The sequence below is a fragment of the Hymenobacter terrigena genome, from assembly GCF_054776515.1.
Window position 1 is genome coordinate 405147 of the sequence record NZ_BAAHBU010000004.1, and the last position, 9658, is coordinate 414804.

Below are 9658 nucleotides of genomic sequence, written 5' to 3' on the forward strand. Positions count from 1 at the left end.
CCGGATGGAACCACAGAAAATCCGTATCACCCATTAAAATCCGCTAAATCTGTAGCCAAACCCGTGGTCGCAAACAGCTCCAGCGTGATGTGGTCGGCCAGGAGCTTGCCCGCGTCGGTCAAGGTAAGAACTTCGTTTTGGATAGTGGCCCAGCCGTTGGCTTGTAGCTCGGTAAGGTAGGCGGCGCGCTGTGCGAGCAGGTCGAGGCCGTGGTGGGTGCGCAGGTGGGCCAGGTCGCAGCCGCGCGCGGTGCGCAGGGTGGTGAGCAGGTACTCGTTGGCGCGGTCGGTGGCGGTGAGCTCGTCCACGGTCACGGGCACTTCGCCGCGCTCCAGCACAGCGGCTACGTACTGGGGGTTGTTGGCGAGGGTAAACTGGCGGTTTCGGCCGTCGTAGCTGTGGGCGCTGGGGCCGAGGCCGAGGTAGGGCACGCCGCGCCAGTAGTTGCCGTTGTGGCGGCTCTCGCGGCCGGGCTGGCAGAAGTTGCTGATTTCGTACTGCTCGTAGCCGTGGGCGCGCATGGCCGCGAGCAGCATCTCAAACTGCGTGGCTACAAATTCATCGGGCGCAGCTTTGAAAGTCCCCTTTTGCAGGCGATGGCCAAAGGCCGTGCCCGGCTCAATGGTAAGCGCATAGGCCGAAACGTGCGGCACACCCAGCGCGAAAGCATTGGCCAAATCGGCTTCCCAGATGTGGTGGCCGGGCGCGGGCACGCCATAAATCAGGTCGATGGAAATATTCTCGAAGCCCGCGTCCTGGGCGCGGCGCACGGCCGTGGTCGATTCTTCGGCGGTGTGGGCGCGGTTCATCATCCGCAGGTGCGGCTCGTAGAAGCTTTGCAGGCCGATGCTGAGGCGGTTGATACCGGCCGCTTTCAGCTCCTGCAGCTTGGCGGCGCTGAGGTCGTCGGGGTTGGCTTCGAGGGTGATTTCGGCTTGGGGCGCTACCGCGAAGTGGCGGTGAATGGCAGCAAAAATCTGGTTTAGCTCATCCGCAGTGAGCAGTGACGGGGTACCGCCGCCGAAGTAGATGGTTTCCAGAGCCGCACCCTTACCAAGATAATCTTCCCGCAACTCAACCTCCCGCACAATGGCCTCCACCAGCCGGCTTTTCAGTCCCAGTGAGGTGCTGAAATGGAAGTCGCAGTAGTGGCAGGCCTGCTTGCAGAAAGGAATGTGGAGATAAAGGCCGGCCATGGAGCGCGAAGAGGTAAACAGATTTTGGAACGAATACCCGTTAAACACTCATTCCACACGAGCCGTGCAAAGCCGCCCCGCACAAAGGTACTTGCCCGCCCAGCGAGGCGGCGGAAGCCCCCGCTTTCCTGGTTTACTTTCGGGAAATTAAACGCCGCCATCTGCGTTATCCTCCCCGAATGACTAGGTTTCTACTGCGCTTTTGGGGAATAATGGTGCTCGGCTGGCTGGCGATGCCGCAGCTGGCCGCGGCCCAAACGCCCGGCCTCGACCCCAACGTGCCCAACCAGCCCGGCCTGGCCGCCCCTACCCTGCCGCCCCGCGCCACACCGGCTTCGGCAGCGGCCACGCGCCGGGTGCTGGCCCACCCACGCCTGCTGGTGCTCGAAACCGAAGCCGCCGACCGGCCGGTGCTGCGCCGCTACAAGGTGCGCGCCAGCGTGCCCGACTCCCTCAGCGCGCTGCGCGAGGTGCGCGAGCTGGTGTTGGGCCTCCAAAGCGACGCCTACCTCACGGCCTCGGCCGATGAACTGCATTGGAGCCGCGACACCGTGCGGGTGCGCCTGTACGTGGGCGAGCAGTTCCGCTGGGCCTACCTGCGCAACGGCAACCTCGGCGACGGCCTGCTGACCCGCGCCGGCTACCGCGAAAAGTTCTTCCGCCACACGCCCTTCGTGCCCGAAGACTGGGTGAAACTCCAGGAGCGCATCCTGACCGAAGCCGAAAACCAGGGCTTCCCCTTCGCCTCGGTCGGCCTCGATTCCGTCCACCTCAGCGGGCACGACATTGCGGGCCGCGTGGTGCTGAAACGGGGCCGCGTGGTGGTATTCGACTCGCTCCAGATTGTGGGCAACAGCAAGACCAAGAAGCGTTTTCTGACCAAATACCTGCAGATTTTTCCGGGCCAGCCCTTCAGCCAGCAGCGCGTGGCCGCCGCCGCCCAGCTGCTGCGCCAGCTGCCCTACGTGAAGCTGCGCGCCGAGCCCGAAGTGCGCTTTGCCCTGGGCCGGGCGCGGGTGTACCTGCTGCTCGACGACCGGCCGAGCAACCAGTTCGACGCCATCGTGGGGATTTTGCCGAACTCGAACTCCAGCCAAACCGGCGTGCAGTTCACCGGCGACGTTACCATCAACCTGCGAAACATCAAGGGCGGCGGCAAGCAGTTGGGCTTACAATGGCGCAAAACCGACGCCATCTCGCAGCTGCTCGATGCGCAGTACGTGCACCCCAACTTCTTCGGCACGCCGCTGGAAGTGGCCGGCACCTTCAACCTTTACAAGCAAACCGACGCCTTCCTCACGCTCCGCCCGCGCCTGCAGGTGACGTATCCCACGGCGCGGGCCGGCCGCGTCAGCTTCTTCACCGAGCAGCGCAGCACTTTTTCGCTTGACCCGGACACGTTGCTGCGGTTGAGAAGGGTACTGCCTGACACCCTTGATTCGCAGTATAATTCCTACGGCCTGGGCTACGCCTGGAACAGCCTCGACGACTTATTCTTCCCACACCGCGGCTACCTCGTGAATGCGCAGGGCGCGGTGGGCACCAAGAAAATTGTGAAAAACGGCGAGCTGAAGCCCGAACTCTACGACGGCATTCCGCTCAACTCCACTCAATACTCCTTCGGCCTCCGCGCCGAGCGCTACTTCCCGGTGAAGCGGGCCGGCGTGCTGCTGCTGCGCCTGCGCGGCGAGGGTCTGCTCAATTCGCGCCTGTTTGTCAACGACTTGTTCCGGTTGGGCGGGCTGAATTCCTTGCGCGGCTTCAACGAAAACCAGTTTTACACCAGTTCCTACGCCGTGGCTACGGCCGAGTTCCGCCAGTTCATCGGGCCTGACTCCTACGCGTTTCTGTTCACCGACCAGGCCTACCTGCGGCACGATATTGAAAACGACCGGTTCAGCGACCAGCCCACTGGCGTGGGCGCGGGCCTGAGCTTCCGCACGGCGGCGGGCTTGTTTCAGTTTGTATACTCGGTGGGGCGAGCTAATAACCAGCCTTTTGAGTTGAAATCATCCAAAATCCACTTTGGTTTGACCAGCCGTTTTTAGGCTGCTTGGGAGCCTTTAAAAATGAGCAATTGCGCCATTTCGTCCGGATTTTTGTTTGAAATCCTCGCTTTCGGCCACCCTGGCCGAAAACGGAAAAGTTCCATAAAAAACACCGCCAATATGACTGATATTCAGCGCAGATAAGCCCTGATTCAGATTGGTACATCATTTGTCATAGCAAGCCCGAAGCCGCCCCTATTTGCGGCTCCTTGCCATGAAACTTATCAGCTCGAAATTCATCCATAGCATTGCCCCTCAGCTCGACCTGCTCAACACCATCGGTGGTGGAGTAGCCCAGCCGCAGCTCCGCATCGACCGCCACCCGAAAGGCGTGATTGTGCGCGTGGCCATGCCCACCGTAGCCGCTGACAGTTTCCGCGTGGTGCTCAACCAGCAGAAGCTTACCGTATTCAGCGAGTACCGCCACGAGCCCCACGACCAGCTGGCGGCCCCGCTCTTCGTCCAGACCCTCGACCTGCCCACCAACCTCGACGTGGCCCGCATCGACGCCATCCACGAAGGCCAGGAGTTGCGCGTGCGCATCCCCTTCCTGAGCCCCAGCGACCAGCAGCGCGAAATCGACATCAAGCGCGGCGAGTAGAGACAACCGCTAGCGAGAAACCGGCGGCATTTTACCAGCCGCCGGCTTCGCTACCGCTCCTTGCCACCGCTTTTTATAACGCCGGGACCGACCGGCACCGCAGTCCACTGATATCGCCGGGACCGACCGGCCACTTTCCGAGTCCTTTGGGTTTTACTCTTGAGCCACCGCCCGCAGCGGTGGTTTTGTTTTTTCGGCCCTACCCGAACAGCGGGATAATCAGCACAAAGCTCATCGCCACAGCCAGGTAAAACCAGCCCATCATCTGGCCCCGGTAGCGGCGCGGCAGGCGGTTGCTGAGCACCAGCATGGCCGCGATAACCAGCGTGAGGTGCGCCACGAAAAACACCATCGTCTTCACCCAATTGGCCACAATGGTGTTTTCGGGCTGGTTCTGGTTGCTCTCGCCCAGGCCCGAGGTGAGGTACTGCAAGCCGTAAAAGGCCACGGTTTCGAAGGCGATGAAGAGCAGCAGGCCCGCCAGCAGCGCCGGCCCGGACGATTTTTCGGAAACGTCGGCCATGATGCTTACGGGCGGGGGCGGCCCTGCACTTCCGCGCTGCGGGCCTTGATATACAGCTCCTCCACCTTAGTGCGGGCCCAGGGCGTGCGGCGCAAAAACGTGAGGCTGGACTTGATGCTCGGGTTCTCGGCAAAGCAGTTCATGCGCAGGCGCGCATCGAGCTCGGGCCAGCCGTAGGCGGCCACGAGGTACTCCAGAATCTGCACCAGCTTCACGCCGTGCAGCTCGCTGATGAGGTGGCCGGTTTCGTCGCGGGCATCGGCGGCGCGGAGGAAAGACATAGGCGGATTTGATGGGCTGAAAGCGCAAAGTTCGCGAAAAGCCGGGGCCCGGCGCACGATGGCGCCCGGCGCGGCGTTATTTTTGGAGCCCCTGCCTATGCCTCCATTGTCCAGCACCGCTCTCGTTGCCCAACCCGCCCGGCCCACCGCGCCCCGGCGGCCGTGGCGGCGCGGCCTGCTGGCTGCGGCCCTGCTGGTCTTGCTATTGGGCGGCGCCTACTACCTGCGCCACCAGGTGCAGCTGAACCGTTACGCCCGCCGGGCTTGGGCCACCTTCACCAAAAACGGCCTCACCGGCCGCGAAAAAACCCCGCTGCTGGCCGGCTACTCGGTGCACGGCATCGACGTGTCATCTTACCAGGGCCATATCGATTGGCCCGAAGTGGCGCGCAACCGGGTGCGGTTTGCCTTCATCAAGGCCAGCGAGGGCGCCACGCTACGCGACCCCCGCTTTGCCCGCAACTGGCGCGAGGCCCGCGCCGCCGGCGTACTCTGCGGGGCTTACCATTACTTCCTGCCCAACCGCGACGGGAAGGTGCAAGCCGATTTATTCGCCCAAACCGTTCCCCTCGCTCCCGGCGACCTGCCGCCCGTGCTCGACGTGGAAGCCGCCAATTTCCACGACGTGGCCGTGCTGCGCCGCGAAGTGGCCCGCTGGCTGCGCCTCATCGAGGCGCACTACGGCGTGCGGCCCATCCTCTATTCCAACCACAGCTTCTACAAGCGCCACCTCGCCGGGCATTTCGACGACTACCCGCTCTGGCTGGCCCACTACGAAGTGGAGCACCCCACCCTGCCGCGCAGCAAGTGGATAATCTGGCAGCACTCCGACGAAGCTTACGTGCCGGGCATTCGCGGCGTGGTCGATTTCAACGTGTTTCAGGGCAATTTCGAGTCCTTGCAGGCGTTGCGCATTCCGGCCGCCCCGCCCAAGCCGGCCCGGTAAAGCATAAAAAAACCGTCCGGCCCGGCAGCTTCCGCAGAAACCGCTGGGCCGGACGGCCGTAGTGCGCCAGACGAACCAAGGGCCTACATTTTGTCCTTGGCATCCATTTTGGCGTCCTTCTTCATCATCTTGCCGTCCTTCTTGGCCATCTTATCGCCTTTCATCATTTTGCCCTCCTTCTTCACCATCTTGCCTTCGGTCTTTTCTTCTTTTTTCATCATCTTGCCGTCGCCTTGCTGCGCGTGAGCAGCCATGAACGTGAAAGATAGGGCGAGGGCCGAAGCCACTTTCAGGAAATTTTTCATCGTTGTGTTGGGGAAAAAATGGGGTGTGAGAGAATTACGGCCGAAAGGTTATCACCGAAAATAAAGGTTGGATGAAGTTGAATAAACAAGCCAAAATTCTGTACCGCGGGCTGGTCGCCCTGCTGTTTTTGCTGGCCCTGGGGCTGGGGCTGGCTTCCTGTGGCAGCAGCCACAACGCGAGCAACGGCACCAAGGGCGCGCGGGGCAGTATTCAATCGGGCCTGGGTTCGTACTACGCCGACAAATTCAACGGCCGGCCCACCGCCAGCGGCACCACTTACCGCCCGGGCCAAATGACGGCCGCCCACAACACGCTGCCCTTCGGCACGCTCATCCGCGTCACCAACACCCGCAACGGCCGCTCCGTGGATGTGACCGTGACCGACCGCGGTCCGCACACCAAAGGCTATATCGTGGACGTGTCGCGCCGCGCCGCCGTGCAGCTCGGCATCATCGAGGCCGGGGTGGTACCGGTACAGGTTACCGTTATCCGCGAGGCCGGGGACAGCCGCTAGGTTCTCGGCCCTGCCCTCATTTCTATCTTCGCGCCCACCTCACCTGCCCTACTCCATTGCCATGAACATCCGCAAAAAAGTAACCTGGACGCTCCCGCCCGGCATCAACCGCTACGCTGCCCTTGACCTGTGGGTGCCCATTGCGGAAGAAGAAGACTGGTCTGACGATGAAATCCAGCACGTTATCAACGAAGTAGTGGAAGCCGAAACCAACGCCGCCGGCCTCGAAGTGCTGGCCTGGTACAGCAAAACAATGTAAGCAGCTACGCTTCGGCCCGGCCATGCCGGACAAGAAAAGCCGCCCTCCCCTTGCTGCTGTTCGCAGCCAGTGGGGAGGGCGGCTTTTCTTGTCCGGCGCTACTTGAATTGAGGCGGCAGCAGAATTCTTAAATGATTTATAAAACGAGCAGTGTTTTATAAATAAGACTTTACAAATATTTTTTATTTACAAATCATCTTAATTCCTATTTATTAAATAATATTTGATTGTACTTTTGAGCTAACCAGGAACTACTCAGCACTCCGAGCCTCCGGTCACCACTAACGCTGAGACCCATATCCGCTATGAATATTAGACGTTTACTACTGAGAGTCATTAGCTTATCTGTTGTCAGCGCACTGAGCGTGACAGCCGGTCAGGCCGCTCCCATCGGCAAGGACCAGATGCTGGGACAATGGGCTGGTTCCTTGCCCGTACCGGGCGGTAGCCGTCAGGTAGTCATCAGCGTGAGCGCGCTAGCCGATGGCACGCCCACGGCGGTGCTCCGCATGGATGCAGGCCGACTGCACAACAGCCCCATGCGCGTGGTGAGCAGCGCCGACAGTGTGATTTTTTACGCCGATAAAGCGGGCTGTCGCTTTGCGGGCCAGCCCGTGGCCAGCGGGCAGCGGCTGCGCGGGCAATGGCAGCAACCCGGCTTCCGGGCCATGCTGGTGCTGGACCGCGTGACCGCCGACAAAACTGCTGAAATCAGCGAAGCTTCAGCCCCCTCTAAAGAAGCGCCTGCTTACACGACCGAAGAAGTACACGTAAGCAGCCCGAGCAGCCCAAGCCCGGAAATTGGCCTGGGCGGCACCCTGCGCCTGCCCACTGGCACCGGGCCCTTCCCCGCCGTGGTGCTGCTGGCCGATGTGAACACCCCGGAACCGGCCACGAGCGACTACGGCCTGCTGAGTGCGCTGACCGACTACCTCACCCGGCAGGGCGTGGCCGTGCTGCGCCTCGATGACCGGGGCACCGGCCGCTCGGTGGGGGTATCTGCGGCCACGGCGGGCACGCAGTTGGTGGCCGATGCGCAGTCGGCCATGGCCTACCTGCGGGCCAAGCCCGGCATCGACCCGCTGCACGTGGGCCTGCTGGGGCACGGCGAAGGAGCCAACGTGGCGCTTTTGGCTGGGGCGCAGGCACCCGCGCCGGCGTTTCTGGTGGCATTGGGCGCGGCTGGTGTGAACGGGCAGGAACTGCTGGCCCGGCAAACTTCGCTGGTGAACCAGCCCGGCGAGCCCGACACGACCCAGATTAAGTGGGCAACCCAGGCAGCGCAGGTAATGGCCCTGGCCCGGCGCGAAGCCAAGAAACAACTGGCCGCCGGCGCCAATCCTGAGCAAACTCAGGTGCGCATAGCCCAGGAACAACTGCGCCTGACCACCGAAGCCCGCAAGCGCAACGACGCGCTGTACAAGCGCCAGTACGCACTGCTCGAAATCATCCGCCAGACGAGGGATAATGCCCAGGCGCAGGCCATTGTGGCCAACATGCTGAAGCAAATTTATCCATCGTTGAGCCCGGCGGCGGCGCAGGCCCGGGCGGGCCAGCTCACCAGCCCGTGGTATCGTGCTTTCCTTACGTTCAATCCGCAGGCCGAGCTAGCCAAAGTAACCTGCCCCACCCTGCTCCTGCACGGCACCGCCGACACGCAGGTGCAGTTAGCCGCCAACCTGCCAGTGCTGGAAAAAGGACTTAAAGCCAACAAGCGCTTGAACGTGCAGAAGCTGGACGGCCTGAACCATGAGTTTCAGGCTCCCCTCAGTGAGCAAGCTTTGGCTGCCGGCACCACTGTGCGCCCCACAACCGCTACCGATGCCCTCGAAACCGTGGGCGAATGGGTGATGCAGCAAGTGAAATAATAGCTTACGCGCTGGCCGAAGATGGACGCACGGCTTCGCGCAGCCAGCAACCGGCCAAAGCCGCCAGCCCGCTTACCAGACCAGCCACGAGGCCTGCCACCAGAACCAACGCCACCGATGAGCCGCCCAGCGGCAGCAGCTGCGCCACCCGGTGCGCCAGCAAGCCATCATTCTGGTAGGCCAGCCAGGCAGCGGGCAATATCCAGCTCAAACCGCCGCCGCTAAATCCGGCCCAAAAGGCCACCCGGCCCGTGGGCGCAATGGCCAGTCCCACCACAAATGCCACCACGGCCAGGCTCCACCACGGCAGGTCCAGCTGCACGGCCGATGCCAACACGAGAATGAGAATCGGTAAAAGCCAGGGGTTGCGCCAGTTCATGCGGGCAAAGTAACGCAGCAGCCCGACGTTCTGCTAATTCTCAACCGCTTAAGCTGCCGCCAATACCTCCGGGTCATTATTAGCCGGCGAGTTTACGCGCTTGCTGATGACGTATTCCTGCATAGCGGCCGCATCATACGGCTGCAACAGTTGCTGGTGCGCGGTCAGGCCTAGTCCATCGTCCAACCAGGCTTGCTCGGCGGCGCGGGTGGGCAGGATGACGGGCATGCGGTTGTGGATTTTGGCCATTAGCGCGTTGGGCTCGGTGGTGATGATAGTGAAGGTGGGGTGCAGCTCGCCGGTGCTGCGGTCCAGCCATTCATCCCATAGGCCGGCGAAAGCGAAGGGCTGCTCGTCGCGCAACAGAATACGGTGCGGCACCTTGCCGGCCGGTGTGGCCTGCCATTCAAAGAAGCTGTCGGCCAGCACCAGGCAGCGCTTCCGCCCCAGCAGCTGCCGGAAACTGGGTTTCTCGGCCAGCGTCTCGGCCCGGGCGTTGATGGGCTTGGGGCCGGACGCAGGGTCCTTGCTCCAGCCGGGCATCAGGCCCCAGCTCAGCAGCTGAATCTGGCCGGGCGCGGCGTTGGTGATGATGGGCAGCCGCTGCGAAGGCGCGGCATTGTAGGTAGTCGGCGCCGACTCGGAGAACTTGGCGTCGAAACGCTGCTCAATGACGGGCGCGGGGGCGATGAAGGTGTAACGGCCACACATGCAGAAAGGCAGGAAATGGAAAGGTT

12 protein-coding genes are annotated in these 9658 nt (G+C 62.3%); 6 read left to right on the top strand and 6 right to left on the bottom strand.

What is annotated here, in order from left to right; genetic code table 11:
• Positions 1 to 26: 26 nt before the first annotated feature.
• On the bottom strand, positions 27 to 1196 hold the full coding sequence (hemW, locus tag ACYU7Q_RS18275; RefSeq protein WP_460610867.1) for a coproporphyrinogen-III oxidase family protein: 1170 nt from the start codon (positions 1194 to 1196) through the stop codon (positions 27 to 29).
• 179 nt (positions 1197 to 1375) lie between these two features.
• On the opposite strand from hemW, the gene ACYU7Q_RS18280 reads away from it, so the two are divergent.
• Positions 1376 to 3244 carry a BamA/TamA family outer membrane protein gene (locus ACYU7Q_RS18280; protein WP_460610868.1) on the top strand — a complete coding sequence of 623 codons (1869 nt, stop codon included), beginning with the start codon at positions 1376 to 1378 and terminating at the stop codon, positions 3242 to 3244.
• A gap of 214 nt (positions 3245 to 3458) precedes the next feature.
• Positions 3459 to 3845: an Hsp20/alpha crystallin family protein gene (locus ACYU7Q_RS18285; protein ID WP_460610869.1), complete on the top strand. Its 387-nt coding sequence runs from the start codon at positions 3459 to 3461 to the stop codon at positions 3843 to 3845.
• Between the two features lie 199 nt (positions 3846 to 4044).
• Here the strand turns inward: ACYU7Q_RS18285 and ACYU7Q_RS18290 are convergent, their stop codons facing one another.
• Both ACYU7Q_RS18290 and ACYU7Q_RS18295 read right to left on the bottom strand, forming a co-directional pair.
• Entirely contained in the window at positions 4045 to 4368 is a 324-nt protein-coding gene (locus ACYU7Q_RS18290; protein WP_460610870.1) for a hypothetical protein, read from the bottom strand.
• A 5-nt stretch (positions 4369 to 4373) separates the two neighbouring features.
• The gene (locus ACYU7Q_RS18295) at positions 4374 to 4649 is read right to left on the bottom strand and encodes a VF530 family protein (RefSeq protein ID WP_460610871.1); all 276 of its coding nucleotides are present in this window, start codon (positions 4647 to 4649) and stop codon (positions 4374 to 4376) included.
• Between the two features lie 97 nt (positions 4650 to 4746).
• On the opposite strand from ACYU7Q_RS18295, the gene ACYU7Q_RS18300 reads away from it, so the two are divergent.
• Positions 4747 to 5595, top strand: a complete 849-nt coding sequence (locus ACYU7Q_RS18300; protein ID WP_460610873.1) for a glycoside hydrolase family 25 protein — start codon at positions 4747 to 4749, stop codon at positions 5593 to 5595.
• Positions 5596 to 5678: 83 nt separating this feature from the next.
• Here the strand turns inward: ACYU7Q_RS18300 and ACYU7Q_RS18305 are convergent, their stop codons facing one another.
• A complete protein-coding gene (locus ACYU7Q_RS18305) occupies positions 5679 to 5900 on the bottom strand; it encodes a hypothetical protein (RefSeq protein ID WP_460610874.1) in 222 nt (73 codons plus the stop codon).
• A gap of 71 nt (positions 5901 to 5971) precedes the next feature.
• On the opposite strand from ACYU7Q_RS18305, the gene ACYU7Q_RS18310 reads away from it, so the two are divergent.
• The 3 genes from ACYU7Q_RS18310 to ACYU7Q_RS18320 all read left to right on the top strand — a co-directional run bounded on the left by ACYU7Q_RS18310 (position 5972) and on the right by ACYU7Q_RS18320 (position 8542).
• Positions 5972 to 6415 (top strand): septal ring lytic transglycosylase RlpA family protein, encoded by a 444-nt coding sequence (locus ACYU7Q_RS18310; protein WP_460610875.1) that lies wholly within the window; start codon positions 5972 to 5974, stop codon positions 6413 to 6415.
• A gap of 61 nt (positions 6416 to 6476) precedes the next feature.
• Entirely contained in the window at positions 6477 to 6674 is a 198-nt protein-coding gene (locus tag ACYU7Q_RS18315) for a hypothetical protein (protein WP_460610876.1), read from the top strand.
• Between the two features lie 305 nt (positions 6675 to 6979).
• On the top strand, positions 6980 to 8542 hold the full coding sequence (locus tag ACYU7Q_RS18320) for an alpha/beta hydrolase (RefSeq protein ID WP_460610877.1): 1563 nt from the start codon (positions 6980 to 6982) through the stop codon (positions 8540 to 8542).
• A 4-nt stretch (positions 8543 to 8546) separates the two neighbouring features.
• Here ACYU7Q_RS18320 and ACYU7Q_RS18325 read toward each other — a convergent pair whose 3' ends face one another.
• Both ACYU7Q_RS18325 and ACYU7Q_RS18330 read right to left on the bottom strand, forming a co-directional pair.
• Positions 8547 to 8921 (bottom strand): hypothetical protein, encoded by a 375-nt coding sequence (locus tag ACYU7Q_RS18325; RefSeq protein WP_460610878.1) that lies wholly within the window; start codon positions 8919 to 8921, stop codon positions 8547 to 8549.
• 48 nt (positions 8922 to 8969) lie between these two features.
• Positions 8970 to 9632: an SOS response-associated peptidase gene (locus ACYU7Q_RS18330; RefSeq protein ID WP_460610879.1), complete on the bottom strand. Its 663-nt coding sequence runs from the start codon at positions 9630 to 9632 to the stop codon at positions 8970 to 8972.
• Between the last annotated feature and the right edge of the window lie 26 nt (positions 9633 to 9658).